Genomic DNA, 18,438 nt, shown 5'->3' with positions numbered 1-18,438 from the left:
AGCGCGGCAAATCCCGATGAGCGGAACAAACTTAAGTTTGACGTCAAAATGATGGCCCTCTAATATCGCGCCACTATTTTGATGTCACTTTTTATGTCGAGGGATCGAACATGTTTTCACCCGCCTTCACGGCGCGGTTGTGCCTGGCGCTGCTCTGCCTTTCTCCGCTTGAATCTGCCTGGTCCGCGCCCACTCCTGGTGAAACCGACCTGATCCGCGAACGTCAGAACCGTTTGCTCGAAGAGCAGCAGCGGCGCCTCGAAGAACTCAAGGATCTGCCCGGCAAAGACGCCAAACCCACACAGCCGACAACCCCCGTCGACACTCGCTGCTTCACCATCAAGGACATCGAGCTCAAGGGCGCCGACAGCCTCTCGGAGCGCGAGAAGACGCGGCTGCTCAAGCCTTATATAGGCGAATGCCTCGGCGTGCCGCAGCTCAACGAGCTGCTCAAAGTCATCACCGATCACTACATCGAAAAAGGTCTGGTCACCAGCCGTGCGTATCTGCCGCAACAGGATCTGTCCGCCGGGCACCTGAAAGTGCTGGTGGTCGAAGGCAAACTCGAAGGCATGAAAGGCGCAGAAAACAGCCGGCTCTCGGATCGCGAACTGGCCATGGCCTTTCCCGGCAAAAGCGGTGAACTGGTCAACCTGCGTGAGATCGAGCAGATGGTCGACCAGCTCAATCGCCTGCCGTCCAACCAGGCCAAAATGGAGCTGGCGCCGGGGCAGAATGTCGGCGGCAGCGAAGTGCGCGTCACCAATACGCCGCAGAAGCCATGGCGCGCCGGCCTGTCGCGCAGCAACGATGGCCAGCGCAGCACCGGCGAGCAGCAGTGGGGCACATCGTTCGACTGGGACAGCCCGCTGGGTCTGGCCGACCAACTGAGCCTGCGCGGCGGTCACGATGCGATGACCGATCACCAGCACACCTCCAACAACGCCATGCTCAATTACAGCCTGCCGTGGGGCTGGTGGACGTTCAGTTACACCTACAGCCAGAGCGAGTACCGCTCGCAGATTGCCGCCAACGGCTACAACTTCAAGCAGACCGGCGACAGCGAAAACCATCAACTGCGCGCCGAGCGCGTGATCCATCGCGACTCGGTCAGCAAGACCTCCCTCAGCGCGGGACTTTCGTACCTGCGCAGCAACAACTTCATCGAAGACAGCAAACTCAAACTGAGCAGCAATCGCATCAGCGAAGCGCAATTCGGCTTCAACCACGGCCGTCGTGTCGGCAGCGCGTTCGTCAACTTCGACGCTGGCATGCAGGAGGGCATCGGTGCTTTCGATGCGCAGGGCAGTCACGATCCCGGTCCCGGCGAACCGGACGCACGCTACCGCAAATACACGGCAACGCTGAGCTATTTGCAGCCGTTCAAATTGCTCGGTGAATCCTTCAGCTTCAGCAGCCTGATGACCGGCCAGCGCAGCGAAGACGTGCTGTTCAGCCCACAACGCACCAGCCTTGGCGGCTCGGCGTCGATCCGTGGCTACAAGGATCAATCGCTTTCCGGCGACAGTGGTGGCTACTGGCGCAACGACCTGCGCTGGAGCCGCCCGGTGACCGCCGAATGGCTGCAACCGGTGTTCGCCGAGTACGGCACCAGCCTCGGATACGACCAGGGCGTAATTCGCGGCGATCGCTACAACGGCGATCAGCACGGACGCATGTCGAGCAACTCGCTGGAGTTGTTCGCACGTGGTCAGCATGTGGCCGCCAGCGTGACTTTCGCGCATTCCCTGGAACGACCCGACGCGCTGACCGAGCGTGAAGCGCCGATCTATTTCCGCCTGGACTTTTTCATCTAAACGCTAGTAATCGGGGTCATTGACATGGACGTTCGCCAGTTTGCCTTCCTCGCAGATCAGCCGAGTGCGGTCGTGAAAAACCGTGAGTTGTTTCTCGGCATGCCCAAACGCGGACTGGCGTTCCTGCTGGCCAACGTCATGCTCTGGCAGCCGCTGTGGGCACAGGCCGATGGCATCGTCGTGGCCAACCCGAATACCTCGCTGGATCGCGCCGGCAATGGTGTGCCGATCATCAACATCGCCACGCCCAACGCCAGCGGCCTGTCGCACAACCAGTTCCACGACTACAACGTCGGTGCGCAGGGCGTCATCCTCAACAACGGCGCGGCGCAGACCACGTACACGCAATTGGGCGGGCATGTCGTCGGCAACCCGAACCTGAAAAACAGCGGTTCGGCCCAGGCGATTCTCAACGAAGTCATCAGCGGCAACCCGAGTCAGTTGCGCGGCTACACCGAAGTGGCCGGGCAGTCGGCGCGGGTCATCGTCGCCAACCCCTACGGCATCACCTGCAATGGCTGCGGTTTCATCAACGCGCCTCGGGTGACGCTGACTACCGGTAAACCGGTGCTGGAAAACGGCCGTCTGGATCGCTTTCAGGTCGATCAGGGCAGCGTCGCCGTTGAAGGCGCGGGCATCAATGCGACCAATATCGACCGCTTCGAAATCATTACCCGCAGCGCCAAGATCAATGCGCAGATCCAGGCGCAGAACCTGACCATCGTCGCCGGTCGCAACGACGTTAACGCCGACAGCCTCAACGCCACGGCCCGCGCCGACGACGGTAGCGCGAAACCGCAACTGGCCATCGACTCCTCGGCACTCGGCGGCATGTACGCCGGGGCGATCAAACTGGTCGGCACCGAGGCCGGCGTTGGGGTAAAACTCGACGGCAAACTGATCGCCAGCGGCGGCGATATTCAGCTTGATGCCAATGGCCAGTTGAGCCTGGCCGACACCTCGGCTACCGGCGCGGTCAACGTCAAAGCTGCCAGCCTCGACGCGCAAGCTCCGATCTATGCAGGCACGTCGCTCAACGTACAGACCCAAGGCAACCTGACCAACCGCCAGACCCTCGCGGCCCGGGACAGCGTCAACCTCAGCGCTGGCGGACAACTGACCAATGCCGGCGCCATCGAAGCCGGCGTGAATGCTGACGGCAGCCGTAACAGCAACGGTGATTTGAGCCTGAGCGCACAGGCAATCAACAACAGCGGCAAAGACCTCATCGCCAGCCGCAACCTGACGGTCAACGCAACGCAGATTCTGAACAATCAAAGCGGCACGCTCAGCGCGCAAAACATCAGCATCAGCGGCGGCATGCTCAACAACCGCAGCGGGCAGATGCTCGGTGATCTGGGCCTGAACATCGATCTGAGCGGGGCGCTGGACAACCGTGATGGGGTTCTTGGTTCGGGGCGTTTGGTCAATCTCAAAGCCGCGAGTCTGGATAACCGCGAGGCCGGTGCGGTGGTCAGCGATGGCAGCCTGACGGCGCGCATCAGTGGCACCCTCGACAACCGCAACAAAGGTGACATCTCGGCCAAAGGCGCCCTTGATCTGCAGGCCGGCACGCTGCTCAACAGCGACGGCAAAGTCATCGGTAAAAACACGCTGGCCGTGCGCGGCGACGCGGTCGACAACCGGGGCGGTGTGATCCAGTGCCGACCAGCAACTGAACCTTAACGTCGCGCAACTGGATAACCGCGAAAAAGGTGTGATCAGCGGCAAGCAAGGCCTGACTTATGTGGGTACTCGACTGGACAACAGCGGTGGTCTGCTCAGCGCGGCCGGCGCGGTCAACCTGACCGCCGCAGAAATCCAGAACGCTGCCGGGCGCATCGCCAGCCAGGGCGACTTGCAGGCAACCATCGGCCTGCTGCAGCAACAGGGCGGCGAACTGGTCGCGCAAGGCAATCTGCGCCTGAGCGGCAAGTCCCTCGATAACCGTAACGGCGGACTGGTCGGCACCACCCAAGCGCTGACCCTGTCGGTGGATGACGTCGACAACCGCAGCGGCGAAATCTCCAGCAGCCTGTTGATGAACGTCAAAGGTCTGCGTCTGGACAACAGCGACGGCGGCAAGATTCTTTCCGGCAGCGATCTGGGTTTAAGCGTCGGCAAACTGATCAACCAGAGCAAGGGCTTGATCGCCGCGACGAAAGGCGCGGCGACGCTCAGTGGCAACACGTTCGACAACAACGGCGGCACGCTCAACAGCCTCAACGGTCTGGTATTTACCCTCGATGATGCGCTGAGCAATTCTCTTGGCGTGATCAACAGCAACGGCACGCTGACCATCAATGCCGCACGCATCGACAACAGCAACGGCAGTCTCGGCAGTGGCGGCGATTTGAAGCTGACCAGCACTGGCGCGCTGCTCAATCAGGCCGGTTCGATCAACACCGACCGCGCGCTGACAGTCAACAGCGGCAGTCTGGATAACAGCCAGAAAGGTGTGATCTACGCCCAAGGCAGCAGCCGGGTCGAGACCGGCGCGTTCAGCAATAGCGATGGCGGCAAACTCACCAGCGGTGCGGCACTGACGCTCAAGGCCGGTCAGGTCAATAACGCGGCTGGCCGCATCGCCAGTCAACAAGCGCTGGATGTTTCGCTCAGCGGGCTCGATCAGCAGGGCGGTGAACTGTTCAGCAAGGCCGTCCTGACGCTCGATCTGAACCACGGCCAATTGAACAACCAGAATGGTTTGATCAGTGCACCCGGTACGCTCCTGCTGAAAAACCTCAACGGCGTGAACAACCAGGGCGGGGAAATTTCCAGCCAGCAGGCTTTCACATTCGCCGCGCGTGAGCTGGACAACAGCAACGGCAAACTGCTCAGCCAGCAAGGCCTGACGTTGCGCATCGCTGCGGCATTGAACAACCTCAAAGGCGTGATCTCCGGCGCCTCGCTCGACAGCCACAGCGCCAGCCTCGACAACCATGAAGGCCTGATCAGCAGTCGCGGCGAGTTGTTGCTGACTGTCGACAAGACCCTGGATAACCAGCTCGGTACGGTCATCGCTGACGGCCAACTGACCGTCAACGCTGATGAACTGGTCAACCGTGAAGGCAACATCGCCGGCAAGGCCGATGCTGGCGTGCAGGCAAAAACCGTCAACAATCAGAAGGGGCAGTTGATCGCCACCGGCGTGCTCAAACTGCAGGCCGATCAACTCGATAATCAGCAGAACGGTTTGCTCGGCTCGAGCAAGGACATGACCCTGACCGTCGCTGACCTGGACAACCGTGGCGGCGAAATCAGCAGCAACGGTGATTTGCTGGTCACTGGCAAAAAACTCGACAACAGCGACGGCGGCAAGATCTTCACCGGCCAAGGCCTGACCCTGACTGTCGACGAAGTGCTCAACCGCAGCAAAGGGCTGGTCAATGCGGGCGCCCGGTTCACCCTGCAGGGGGGCTCGCTGGACAACGACGGCGGCGAATTGCTCAGCCAGCAAGGCATGTCGCTCAACCTCACTGGCGCCGTTTACAACAGCTCGGGCAAGGTCAGCAGCGAAGGCACTCTGACGGTCGACACCGCGAAATTGACCAACGTTGGCGGTAGCCTGTCCAGCGCGGCGGATCTGAAGCTGGACAGCGACGGCAGCATCGATAACCAGGCTGGCCAGATCGTCACCGATGGCACGCTGCTGCTGACTGGTGCCAGCCTCGATAACCGTCAAAAGGGCACGCTCAGCGGTAAAGGCGCGGTCACCGTAACCACCGGCGCCTTCGATAACAGTAACGGTCGACTGAGCAGTGCCGACACCCTGACTCTCACGGCGGGTCAGGTCACCAATGGCGGCGACGGCAGTATTGGTAGCCGAAGCGCACTGACGGCTTCGGTCAGCGGCCTCGATCAGCAAGGCGGCAAGCTGTTCAGCAACACGCAACTGAGCCTGGATTTGAACCACGGTCAGTTGAACAACATCGGTGGTTTAATCAACGCCCCAGGCGCGCTGCTGCTCAAGCAGCTGAAGGGCGTCAACAACCAGGGCGGCACGATTTCCAGCGCCGAGGCGTTCACCCTGACAGCGCAAAGCCTGGACAACAGCAACGGCAAGCTCTTGAGCAATCAGGGCCTGACCCTGCGCATCGCGGCGGCACTGGACAACGTCAAAGGCATGATCGGCGCCGCCGCCATCGACGCGCACGCGGCAAGCCTGAACAACAGCGGCGGCAACCTGGTCAGCCGTGGCGACCTCAACCTGACTGTCGACGGATTGCTGCGCAATGACGGCAAAGGCTTGATCAGCGCGGCGCAGTCGCTCGAGATCAGCAGTGCCGGGTTGAACAACCGCGACAGTGGTTTGATCAACAGCCAGGGCAACCTCACCCTGATCGCCACCGGGCTTGACTCCAGCGAAGACGGCGAGGTTTCTGCCAGCGGTGACATGGACTTGAAACTGACGTCCCTGACCCAGAACGGTGGACGCCTGCTGGGCGACAAAGCGGTGACCCTCGACCTTGCCAATGGCGATCTCGACAACCAGCGCGGCTTGCTCACTGCCCAAGGGCCACTGACGCTCAAACGCCTGCGTGACGTGAACAACCAGAGCGGCGAGATCTCCAGCAACCTCGGTTTCGACCTCATTGCTCAAGCGCTCAACAACACTTCCGGCAAGATCATCAGCGGCGAAAAACTGCTGTTGCGTGGCACCGCACTGATCAACCAGAAAGGTCTGATCTCCGGCTGGCAGGGACTCACCGTCAACGCCGACAGCCTCGACAACCGCAACAGCGGCACGCTCTCCAGCAAGTTCGCTGACGTCTCGGTCGACCTCAAGGACGCGCTGCTCAACAGTAACAGCGGTGCGCTGGTTGCTCAGGGAGCCCTGAGCGTCAAAGCGGGCAGTCTCGACAACAGCAACAAGGGCAATCTCAGCAGTGGCGCAGGGCAGACCCTGACACTGGGCGGTGCGCTGAACAACAATCAGGGGCTGATCTTCAGCGGCGCGGCACTGGATGTCGTGAGCACGGCGTTCACCAATGCCGGCGGCTCAATCAATGCCGAACAGGCTTTCACCACTACAGCCACCCGTCTGGACAACGGTGGCGGACAGATCGCCAGCAACGCCGCGATCACCCTCAATCTGAGCGGTGACCTGAACAACAACGCCGGCAAGCTGGCGAGCAGCGGCGCGATGTTGCTCAAGGGCGTCACCGACCTGCGCAACCAGAACGGCCAGATCGCCAGCCAGAAAACCCTCGAGGTGCGTGCCGGTTCGCTGAACAACAGCAACAAGGGTACGGTCGCGGCCAACGATCAGTTGCAGATCATCGCAACGGGCGCCGTCAATAACAGCGCTGACGGTCTGATCTACAGCCAGAACGCTGGCGTAGAGCTGAGCGCCGCCAGCCTGGGCAACGGCAAAGGCTCGATCCAGAGCGAAGGCGCATTGACCCTGGACGTCGGCGCTGACTTCGACAACCAAAGCGGCAAGGTCATCGCGCAAAACGGCAAGGTCTTTGTCAAATCTGCCAACATCGACAACCGTGGCGGCATTCTTTCCAGCATCAAAGGTGCACTGGAAGCACGCACCGTCGGCGTGCTGCGCAACGGTTTTGACCTGGACAACAATCGTCAGGGCGGCATCATTCAGGCGCAGGCTCTGACCCTGACCGCACTGGCCGGGCTGAATAACAACGGCGGGCGCATTTCCGCGCAGTCGGGCGACAGCAGCATTACCACCACCGCGCTGGATAACAGCAATGGCGTGCTGTATGCGAAGGGATCGCTCGGCGTCACCGGCTCGAATCTGGAAAACGCCAGCGGCCAGATCGCCGCGAATCGCATTGACTTCGGCCTGACGGGTGCGTTGCGCAACGGCACGGGCGTCATCGAAAGCGAAACCCAACTGAGCGTAAAAGCCGCCAGCGTCGACAACCAGAGCGGTCGACTGCGTTCGCTGGGCAACACGGGCAAGACCCTGTTCCAGATCGGCGGTCTGCTCGACAACCGCAACGGTGTGCTGGAAACGGCCAACACCGACATGACCCTGGCTGTCGGCAGCCTCTTCAACGGTGGCGGGCAACTCAACCACGTCGGGCGCGGCAAGTTCGACATCTCAACCGCCAATGTCATCGGCGCGGGCGGTAGCATCGTCACCGGCGGGTTGCTGGAACTCAATGCCGACAGTTGGAGCAACTCCAACGTCATTCAGGCCGGTCGCCTGAACGTCAATGTCGGGCAGTTCAGCCAGACCGCGAGCGGCAAATTGCTGGCTTCGGATTCGCTGCAGATCCGTGGCGGCAACTGGAGCAACGATGGGCTGATCGCCAGTGATGGCCTCCTTGATCTGCAAATCGGCGGTACCTATTCCGGCACTGGCCGCTTGACCAGTCAGCGTGGCGCTTATGTTTCTGCCGCGCAGATGAGTGTCGCGGCGGGTGGCAGCTTTGCGGTAGGCGCAACTTCGATCGTCAATATCGGCGGACAGCTCACCAATGCCGGACGCATGACCTCCAGCGAAGACCTGACCATCAATGCGGGCGGTGTTGCCAACTACGGCACCCTCGGTGCGGCACAGAACCTCATCATCAACACGCCTTCGCTGCTCAATGATCGCGGGCTGATTTTCAGTGGCAACAACATGACGCTTGGCGTCGCTACGTTGACCAACCAGCACGGTGATTTCTACGGCTTGGGCGATGTGGTGATGGGCGGCTATGGCGGCGCGGTTCGGGCGGCGGGGATATCCAACATCTCCGGTTCGATGGAGAGCGGGCGCGGGTTCACGATGAATGCGGATGTGTTTGAGAACCGTACGGAAGGGCCGGTGATGTCGGGAGACCGTAAGCTCATATCGGGTTTTATCGCCGGTAGCTGTGGCGACTGCGTCGGGGATAACTACAGCATACGCATGGCGGCGCGTGAGACTTATCGAAGCACTGACACAGATACCACTCCGTCTGCCGTACTCAACGTCGGAAAAGATTTCATTTTCCAAGGTGGCACCTTTCTCAACAGCAAAAGCACTGTCGCAGCAGCCGGCAACATCAATATCAACGCCGACAGCTTGAAAAACATTGGTGCTAAGACAGGCACAATCGAAGTCACTCGGTACTACTCGTTTGATTTGACCGATGGTGGGACCGATCGGTTTTTCTCCCGCGTTGTGATGCCCTACAACCAGCGAAACAACCCGGACTTTCCCAATGTTTATTACGTCGAACCGGGAAACGAAATTCGCAAGGCCACGGTGGAATCACTCGAATACTCCCAAGGCGGTGAACTTGGCATGACGTTTGAGTGGGTCGGACTCTATGACACCGTAACTGGCGAAGACGTTAGTCAGCGCAAATACGGCGCTGGTCTGTCCGGGCTGCCTTATGGCTTTGAAAAAACAGTTCATTCTCAATATGACCCTGATAATCTGCTCGCACTGCCGAGTGAGTTGACAAAACGCACGCCGGATAAAGTCACTGAATTCGCGGTTGACAGCACCGGAGCTGTCAGCACCAACACTGGTCGAAATGCTGTCATCCAAGCGGGTGGAAACGTTTCGATTACTGCGTCCCAAGAGCTGGAAAACAGCGTAATCCATCACGATTACGGTTCTACCGGTGGCACCAATAGGGTTGCCGACACTCATGTTGGCGGTAGCAGCACGGTCATCATCCGCATCAACAGCCAACTGCCTCCAGACGTCGCGCAACAGCAAGTCAATCCGCTGAGCCTGCCAGGCTTTTCCCTGCCGATGGGTGAGAACGGTCTGTTCCGCCTGAGCGGGCAGGGCTCCAGCAGTACCGCAGCCAGCAATACCGGGCCAGCACCAACGTGGACGGTCGGTAATGTTGTGGTAAATGCCCAGGACCATCTGGTCGCAGCGACCAGTGGCGGGCCGCGCAACCTGTTCATCGATGCCCCGGCAGCGGTGTCTGACAGCACGCGCGCCGTTGATACCTTCCACCGCACCCCAAACATGGTTCAGGCGGTTGCCAGTACGGTCGATGTCAAGCTGCCCGAGGGCAGCGCCGGGTCGGGCATGCCGAGTCGCGGCAACGACATGAAGGAGTCGATCGACACCCGTCCGGTCACTCGTGTCACCGGCCTGCCGGACACCACGGCACTGTCCAATCCACACAAATACCTGATCGAAACCAACCCGGTGCTGACCGAGCTCAAGTCGTTCATGAGCTCCGATTACCTGTTGGAAAAACTCGGCTTCGACCCAGACCAAAGCGCCAAGCGCCTCGGTGATGGCCTCTACGAACAACGCCTGATCCAGCAAGCCGTCACCGCACGCACTGGCCAGGCTTTCCTCGACGGCCAGACCTCCAACGAAGGCATGTTCAAGTACCTGATGAACAACGCCATCGCCAGCAAGGACGCGCTCAACCTGTCCGTTGGCGTCGGCCTCACGTCACAGCAAGTCGCCGCGCTTACCCACGACATCGTCTGGCTTGAAGAGCACGAAGTGAATGGCGAGAAAGTGCTAGTGCCAGTGGTGTATCTGGCCCAGGCCAACGGCCGCCTCGGCCCGACCGGGGCGTTGATTGCCGGTAACGATGTGACGCTGATTGCTGGGGAGAATCTCGATAACGTTGGTACGTTGAAGGCGACCAATAACCTGTCGGCCACCGCAGGCAAGGATCTGGTCAACAGCGGCTCGATCGAGGCGGGCAATCGTCTGGATCTATTGGCAACGAATGACATTGTCAACAAGTCCGGCGGAATCATCAGCGGTCGTGACGTGACGCTGAACACGCTCAATGGGGATGTCATCAACGAGCGGACAATCACATCGTTTGACAACAGCACCCGGTATGGCACTGAGCATCATGACTTCGCTGATACCGCTGCGCGCATTGAGGCGACCAATGATCTGAGCATCATGTCTGCGCGCGATATCAACAACGTTGGTGGCGTGCTGCAAAGTGGTCGAGACATGGACCTTGACGCGGGTCGGGATATCAATATCGCCTCCGCACAGATCAACAACAGCGTCTTCCACGATCGCAAACATAACAGCAGCGACACGACCCAGTTAGGTGCCAGCGTTAGCGCTGGACGCGATTTCACCGCTGCGGCCGGTCGCGACATCGCGGTCATCGCCAGCCAGATCGATGCAACGCGCGATGTCTCGATGAGCGCTACGGAAAACCTGATCATCAGTTCTGCGGCGGACGAAGAGCATTCCTTGTCCAGGAGCAAAAAACTCACTGTTCAGGAAGACCATGTCAGCCAGGTCATGTCGGGAGTGACAGCGGGCGGCAGCGTAGCGCTTGGTGCTGGCGAGGATCTGACTGTTGTCTCGAGCCGGATCACAGCGGGTGACGAGGCTTATCTGGTCGCTGGCAACAACCTCGATATTCTTGCCGCTCAGGACAGCGATTACTCGCTGTACGACAAAAAGAAAAAGGGTTCCTTTGGTTCCAGCAAAACCAAGCGTGATGAAGTTACCAAGGTCAACAACATTGGCAGCGTCATCACCTCCGGCGGTGACATGGTGCTGGTCAGCAATGGCGATCAACATTATCAGGCTGCCAAGCTCAACAGTGGCCACGATCTGACCATCACCAGTGGCGGTTCTGTGACGTTCGAAGGCGTCAAGGATCTGCATCAGGAGAGCCACGAAAAAAGCAGCTCAAGTTCGGTATGGAGCTCTTCCAAAGGTCGCGGCAACACCGACGAGACATTGCGCCAGACTGAACTCACGGCCAATGGCAATGTTGTAATCAGCGCCATCAACGGGCTGAACATCGACCTTAGAGACATCAATCAAAAATCCGTCAGCCAAACGATCGACGCCATGGTCAAGGCTGATCCGGGCCTGGCCTGGCTGAAAGATGCCGAGCAGCGAGGCGATGTGGATTGGCGGATGGTCAAAGAGACCCACGAGTCGTTCAAGTACAGCAACTCGGGCATGGGGCCGGCTGCGATGCTGGCTGTGGTCATCATTGTTTCAGTGTTGACCGCGGGTACCGGCACCGCCGCTACTATCGGTGCGACCGCCGGCCAGGCGGCGTCCGGCGCAGCATTGGCAGCGGGTGCTTCCGCTTCAACTGCGGCGACCATTGCTGCCGCTGCGTCCGCGGCCGCAACGGCGGCATTTTCTGCGGCCGTAGGCCAGGCAGCTACCAGCGCAATCAACAACAAAGGCAATCTTGGTGACACCTTCAAAGACGTGATCTCTTCAGAAAGCTTCAAGAGCTACGTTTTCGCCGCTATCACTGCAGGTATCGCTTCGAAATTTGGCTACAACCCGACCGATCTGAATTTCGACCTGGACAGCGTCCAAAGCGTGGCGATGAAAGCCACATTCGACGCCTTGGCAAAAACTGCCGTCATGGGTGGAAGTCTGCAGGACAACCTCGTGTCCTCTGCACTTGGTTCTGCGATTGCAATTGGTGGAGCGGTCGCGGCCAACAAGATTGGTGACATCACGGTATTCGACAACGGCAAAGTTACCAAGGTGGCTTTGCATGCCGCATTGGGCGGTTTGATGGCCGAGGCGATGGGCGGGGATTTCCGTACAGGTGCAATAGCGGCGGGTGCGAATGAGGCGTTGGTTGATTTTCTTGCTGACAAAGTTCTACCAAAAGGTTTAGATCCATCGAGTCCGGAGTATCTGAAAGGAGTTAATGATCTTCTGGCGGCATCTCAATTAGTCGGTGTGTTGACCGCCGCAATCACCGGTGGCGACGCTTCTATTGCTTCTGATGTTACTTCGAATGCTACTGAATACAATTATTTGAACCATGCCGATATGCAGCGGTTGGCCGAAGAATTGCAATCATGTAAGTCCACTAATAGTTGTGAGGGAGTGGCGTCTAAGTACTTCGAAAGGCATCTGGCCAATGAGAAAGTTCTCAAGGAAGTATGCGCTGTTGATACGGCAAGTTGCCAAAAGGCAGCGCTGGATATTTACAATACTGTTTTAGGTTATCAGCGCGGTGACTACGATACCGATCTGCCTCCAGAGCTTAAGCAAGCATTTGGATCGTTCCACCAATTCAACATCGATGCAGTCGCAGTACCTACGGCAGCGATAGCAAGACCTTCGGCAGAAGCATTTGTTCAGTCACTTGGACTTGATGTTTCGGATCCGAAGGTCCAGGCAATCGTCGGCACAGTGGCAACATTCATAGCAGGCAAAGCCGCAGCCAGTCGAGTTCCCAAAACGAGTATGGCGATGCCTACCGGCTTACCAGACAAACTCACAGGTTACGCCAACCCCAACGATATACGTTTTACACAGGACAGCGTCTCTGGGGTCTTTCGCGATGGGACGGTGTTGGACTCGACAATCGATGCTTTGAAAAAAGGAGTAATTTCACCGTCCGAAATTCCCCCGATCAGGGTTTTCGAGAAGGACGGATTGATTTACAGCCTTGATAACCGCCGCCTTCTCGCGGCCTCGGCAGCAGGCGTTCCGATAAAAATTGTTCCAGCTACATCGGCGGAGATTCGTAAAGAAGTCAAAAAGAAAATGACGACACTGAATAAAGGTGTAATCATTTGTGTTCGTGATATCTGTAAGTAAAGGTGCGTATGGAACTTGATGATCAAATTGAAAGTATCGAAACCAAAGAGGATTTTGCGGAGTTTCTCAATGTGTTTCGTGAGTCTTTGGCAAGCCAGCCTGACGAGTGGGAGAATCCAACGCTCGAAAAATTTTTAGATGCAATGGAAGCTTGGGTGAACTCAATGGAAGGTTATGTAATTAACTCTGGTGATACAGACGTACTTCGTCCAAGCTGGCGAACCTTTGCGAAGATTTTATCGGCTGCGAGCGTTTATGAGTGATATGTAGAGAATGCACCGCTTTTTCCAATCTGCGATCAATTATTGTTCCGTCGTCAAGCCATGGGCGTGGGGGTAGTTGAAAATAATTTATGGCGATTTATTTATATTTGCAGTTCGAGTAGGTGGGGACTGTCTTTTGTCGTTAAAACTCCTCCAGAATTAAGAGTTATGTAAAGTTTTGAATGTTCTTAAAACGATTGCTGTCCCGTTTCTTCTGATCACGGGCGCCCTCCGGTCCGAAAACGTTCATACGCATCCCCACCAGTGCGGGCCAATCAAGTGTGGCAATGGACAACATACGAGGATCAACCATTGAGCAATCTCAAAGCACTGAATGACGGTCTACATGAATACGTTTATGTGGAAAGTCTTCATCTGGATTCCGAAGATGGACTTAGCGGTTACAACCTGTTGATGACGCTGGCGAAGTCTGCGGATCCTGGAGCAGCGACTATCGCGGTCATATTTTTTAACGTGGGCGGTCTGAACGTGCGGGGATTTGGTGGTGGCTTGACTCAGTTCATGGATCTTTGCGTGTCGAGGGTTGAAGGCGGACTGGATCGTATACGGTATGAGCTGGTTGATGAGGAAGAAGAAAAAATAGCCTTTAACTTCCACTCCTTCAAAGTGCTCAGCGAGGATGGCAGCGGCGAATAGGCAGCGAAAGCCAGGTTGCACGAATTGATGCCTTTTTCCAAAAAAAGCCCCGTCTGAAGCGGGGCGTTTTTTTTGGTTTAACCTGCGAAACCTTTAGCGAAACGCCGGCACCACATGCTTGATAAACAACTCCAGCGACTTCTTCTTCTCTTCATGCGGCAAGCTGTTGTCACACCAGAAGCTGAACTCATCCACCCCCAGTTCCTGGTAGTACTTGATCCGCGGAATGATTTCTTCCGGCGTACCGATCATCGCCGTCTTGTGCAGGCTCTCCAGTTCGAACTCCGGACGTCCGGCAAACTTCTCTTCCGGACTCGGGGCGAGGAAGCCGTTGACCGGTGTCTGCTTGTTACCGAACCACGCATCGAAGGTGCGATAGAAACGTGAGATCGCTTTCGCGCCGACTTTCCAGCCGTCCGGGTTATCAGCGGTGTGCACGTGGGTGTGGCGCAGCACCATCAATTGTGGGCGAGGCACGTCTGGGTTGTTGTCCAGTGCGGTCTGGAATTTGTTCTTCAGGTCGAGGACTTCTTCGTCGCCTTTCATCAATGGCGTGACCATGACGTTGCAGCCGTTGGCGACGGCGAAGTTGTGCGAGTCGGGGTCGCGGGCGGCGATCCACATGGGTGGGTTGGGCTTCTGGATCGGTTTCGGCACGCTGGTGGAGGTGGGGAATTTCCAGATGTCGCCGTCGTGGGCGTAGTCGCCTTGCCACAGGGCGCGGACCACCGGGACCATTTCGCGCAGGGCCTGGCCGCCGCTGGAGGCGGGCATGCCGCCGGCCATGCGGTCGAATTCGACTTGATAGGCGCCGCGCGCCAGACCGACTTCCATGCGGCCGTTGCTGATCACGTCGAGCAGGGCGCATTCGCCGGCGACGCGCAGCGGGTGCCAGAACGGCGCGATGATGGTGCCGGCGCCGAGGTGGATGGTGGTGGTTTTCGCTGCGAGGTAGGCCAGCAGCGGCATCGGGCTTGGGGAGATGGTGTATTCCATGGCGTGGTGTTCGCCGATCCACACGGTGCTGAAACCGCCGGCCTCGGCCATCAGGGTCAGTTCGGTCAGGTCTTCGAACAGTTGGCGGTGGCTGACGCTTTCGTCCCAGCGTTCCATGTGTACGAACAGGGAAAATTTCATGACGCTACCTCGAGTCTTTTGTAATTGGCCGGTCGTGTGCGGGCCTGTCGAACTGACGTGAACGCGTTGCGCTCGCGAGTCTTCTCACCATTCAAGCACGCCTTCGAGGACGGCTGTTCGGTTGATTGAATATTGGTATACCATAATACGGAATATCCGCAAAATATTTCTGACCGACACTTCGAACAAGGAAGGCGCAAGCAATGAACATAAAACAAAAACTGACTTTGGCGTTTGCGGTAATCGCCAGCCTGCCGGTGTTACTGGTGGCAGCGCTGATCATCCTCAATGTCCGCGATGGCGCGCGCGACACCTTTACCGACAGCACCGGGCGCGAAGTGCGTCAGGTGGAAAACGCGATGCAGCTGTTTTTCGAGGGCATCAGCCAGAACGTTGCTTACCTGGCCGAGCATCCGCAACTGCAGAGCATCGACACCAGCCTCAAACGCTACCTGAGCAGCGACGCCGCGCAAGTGCCGCTGGGGCCGCAGGATCAACAGCTGTTCAAGCTGTTCGACGGTCTGGCCAAGGCGCACCCGGCTTACACCTATCTATCTGTCGGCACCGAGCAGGGTGGTTATCTGTTCTGGCCGGGCGATGCGAAGTTGGCGAACTACGATCCGCGCACCCGGCCCTGGTACAAAACCGCGATGGCCAATCCCGGCAAAACCCTTCGCACCGAGGCCTATTACTGGGCGGCGGATGACGTGGTGCTGGTGAGCACCGTGCGCAGCTTCAACAACCAGTTGGGCAGCAATGCCGGCGTGGTCAACATCGATGTGTCGCTCAAGCAATTGACCGACCTGGTCAAGCAGATCCGCCTCGGCGAGAGCGGTTATCTGATGTTGATGGAAGCCAACAACACCGTGCTGGTCGACCCGAGCGATCCGGCGCACAACTTCAAGAAACTCAGCGATCTCGGCGACGGTTATCAGCAACTGGCCGAGGCGGGCAAAGGCCTGGTCGAGGTGCAATTGGCTGGCGAGGATTACATGGCGCTAGTTTGGCCTTCGCAGGCGTTGGGCTGGCGGTTTGTCGGCTTGGTCAAGGCGAGCGAAGTGATGGCCGGGGCGACTCGTTTGACCTGGCTGATCGGCGCTATCGCTGTGGTTTGCGCACTGTTGTTTGCAATGGCCGGCGCGTGGTTCGCCGGGCTGATGGTCAAGCCGATTCGTGGTGTCGCCAGCGGACTCGAAGGCATTGCCCAGGGCGAGGGCGATCTGACTGCGCGACTGGAAGTCCGTGGGCAGGATGAAACCGCGCAACTGGCCGGCTGGTTCAACCAGTTTCTTGAAGCTATTCGCACATTGATTCAGCGTATCGGCCAAGCGGCAGGGCAGATTCACAGCAGCTCCGGCAGCGCCACTGAAGTCTCGGCGGAAATGGCCGACGTCGCTTCGCGTCAGCGTGAGGCGGTGGACATGGTTTCTACGGCGTTTCACGAAATGGTCGCCACTTCCAACGAGGTTGCGCGCTCGTGCAGTCAGGCGGCCGACTCGGCAGACAACGGTCAGCGTCAGGCACACACCGGGCAGCAGCAGATCGACGCGGCGGTAAGTAACGTCGGGCGCTTGAGTCAGGAGATCGGCCACAGCGCCGAGTCGATGCAGCAACTGGAGCAGGACAGCAACGACATCCAGTCTATCCTCGGCACCATCCGCTCGATTGCCGAGCAGACCAATCTGCTCGCGCTCAACGCCGCTATCGAAGCCGCGCGCGCCGGTGAACAGGGCAGGGGCTTTGCCGTGGTCGCTGATGAAGTTCGCGCGCTGGCCAAACGCACTTCCGACTCCACCGGTGAGATTGACGCATTGCTCGGCAATCTGGCGCGGCGCACCCATCAGATGGGCAAGCAGATGCACGCCAGCCTTGAGGTCTCGCAGGAAACCGTGGTGTCGATCAACGAGGCGCGAGCGAGTTTTGAATTGATCCGTGAATCGGTCGACGTGATCCGCGACATGAACACGCAGATCGCCACGGCGGCGGAGGAACAGCATCAAGTGGCAGAGGACATCAATCGGCACATCAGCCAGATTCATGGCGATGCGCAGTTGGTGGCGAGCCTGGCGGATTCAACTCGCCAGGATGCGCAGAACCTGACGGCGTTGTCGCAGACGTTGAATCAGTTGGTGAGCCGGTTTAGGACCTGACACGGTCGCCCAGGCAACACCAAAACCTGTGGGAGCGAGCCTGCTCGCGAAGGTGTCGGGTCAGTCAAAAATGTAACAACTGACCCATCGCATTCGCGAGCAGGCTCGCTCCCACATGGGATATCCGAGATCTGGTGAAATCACGCCACAACCGGCAACGCACCCATCTTGCCATGGCAATACACCAGCGGTCCGGCGACCTGCTCGGGGACGATCAGGTTCTTCACCGCGCCGACCATGATCGCGTGGTCGCCACCTTCGTATTCACGCCACAACTCGCACTCGATCACCGCCGTGGCATTGGCGAGGATCGGGTTGCCCAGTTCGCTCAACGTCCACTCGATGCCCTGCGCCTTGTCCTTGCCTTTGCGCGCGAAGGCATAGGCCTCGCTTTGCTGCACGCTGGACAACAGGTGAATCGCAAAGCGTTTGTTCTTGATCAGCACGGGATAGGAGTCGGAGCTGTAGTTAGGGCAGAACAGCACCAGCGCCGGGTCCATCGACAGTGAGCTGAACGCGCTGGCGGTCAGGCCGACGATCTGGCCGTCGTCGTCCAGCGTGGTGATGACGGTGACGCCGGACGGGAACGAGCCCATGACTTGTTTGTAAATGGCAGCATCGATCATTGGGTGGTCCTCGGGTGGTGTGACGCGGTTTTTATGGTTTGTAGGTCTGATGGTATACCGTAATACATATCTTGCAAGAGCTTTTCTGGTGAACCGATAAACGTGCCACTTTCGTCGGAAACTCAGTGTTTACGGGGCTTTCAGCTAGCCGGTCAGGGGTGAGATCAGCGAGGATAGCGGATCAGAGAGCGACAGAATCAGCGGATCAGGCTTGTGCAAAGTTTGGAATACCATAATATGGTCTGCATCTGAGGGGCGACCCAAGAGTCCTCCCGGTTTGGCTTCATACAAAGATAA

General features: G+C 58.3%; 8 protein-coding genes and 1 pseudogene. 7 read left to right on the top strand and 2 right to left on the bottom strand.

The genetic code is table 11. The features are described 5' to 3' along the window. Positions 1–110: 110 nt before the first annotated feature. From AB4O12_RS10140 to AB4O12_RS10120, 5 genes are all read left to right on the top strand, one after another. A complete protein-coding gene (locus AB4O12_RS10140; RefSeq protein ID WP_460061727.1) occupies positions 111–1,817 on the top strand; it encodes a ShlB/FhaC/HecB family hemolysin secretion/activation protein in 1,707 nt (568 codons plus the stop codon). A gap of 24 nt (positions 1,818–1,841) precedes the next feature. Then, positions 1,842–3,503 carry a two-partner secretion domain-containing protein gene (locus AB4O12_RS10135; protein WP_460061725.1) on the top strand — a complete coding sequence of 554 codons (1,662 nt, stop codon included), beginning with the start codon at positions 1,842–1,844 and terminating at the stop codon, positions 3,501–3,503. After that, positions 3,493–13,308 (top strand): hemagglutinin repeat-containing protein, encoded by a 9,816-nt coding sequence (locus AB4O12_RS10130; protein WP_460062440.1) that lies wholly within the window; start codon positions 3,493–3,495, stop codon positions 13,306–13,308. The genes AB4O12_RS10135 and AB4O12_RS10130 overlap by 11 nt, the downstream gene beginning before the upstream one ends. Positions 13,309–13,316: 8 nt before the next feature. Next, positions 13,317–13,571, top strand: a complete 255-nt coding sequence (locus AB4O12_RS10125; protein ID WP_133336494.1) for a DUF7660 family protein — start codon at positions 13,317–13,319, stop codon at positions 13,569–13,571. Positions 13,572–13,883: 312 nt separating this feature from the next. Then, positions 13,884–14,228 (top strand): hypothetical protein, encoded by a 345-nt coding sequence (locus AB4O12_RS10120; protein WP_460061722.1) that lies wholly within the window; start codon positions 13,884–13,886, stop codon positions 14,226–14,228. A 93-nt stretch (positions 14,229–14,321) separates the two neighbouring features. Here the strand turns inward: AB4O12_RS10120 and AB4O12_RS10115 are convergent, their stop codons facing one another. Further along, complete coding sequence (locus AB4O12_RS10115) at positions 14,322–15,365, bottom strand: LLM class flavin-dependent oxidoreductase (RefSeq protein WP_073471146.1); 1,044 nt, start codon at positions 15,363–15,365, stop codon at positions 14,322–14,324. Positions 15,366–15,568: 203 nt separating this feature from the next. On the opposite strand from AB4O12_RS10115, the pseudogene AB4O12_RS10110 reads away from it, so the two are divergent. Both AB4O12_RS10110 and AB4O12_RS10105 read left to right on the top strand, forming a co-directional pair. Further along, positions 15,569–16,609: pseudogene (locus tag AB4O12_RS10110) on the top strand (cache domain-containing protein); the annotation flags it as partial. Positions 16,610–16,747: 138 nt separating this feature from the next. Next, positions 16,748–17,515, top strand: a complete 768-nt coding sequence (locus tag AB4O12_RS10105; RefSeq protein WP_370593578.1) for a methyl-accepting chemotaxis protein — start codon at positions 16,748–16,750, stop codon at positions 17,513–17,515. Between the two features lie 140 nt (positions 17,516–17,655). Here AB4O12_RS10105 and AB4O12_RS10100 read toward each other — a convergent pair whose 3' ends face one another. After that, positions 17,656–18,141, bottom strand: a complete 486-nt coding sequence (locus tag AB4O12_RS10100; protein ID WP_016775037.1) for a flavin reductase family protein — start codon at positions 18,139–18,141, stop codon at positions 17,656–17,658. Between the last annotated feature and the right edge of the window lie 297 nt (positions 18,142–18,438).

The organism is Pseudomonas sp. S2_A05, assembly GCF_054668485.1.
The sequence above is the reverse complement of the archived record's forward strand: the minus strand, read 5'-3'. Positions and strand labels throughout refer to the sequence as shown.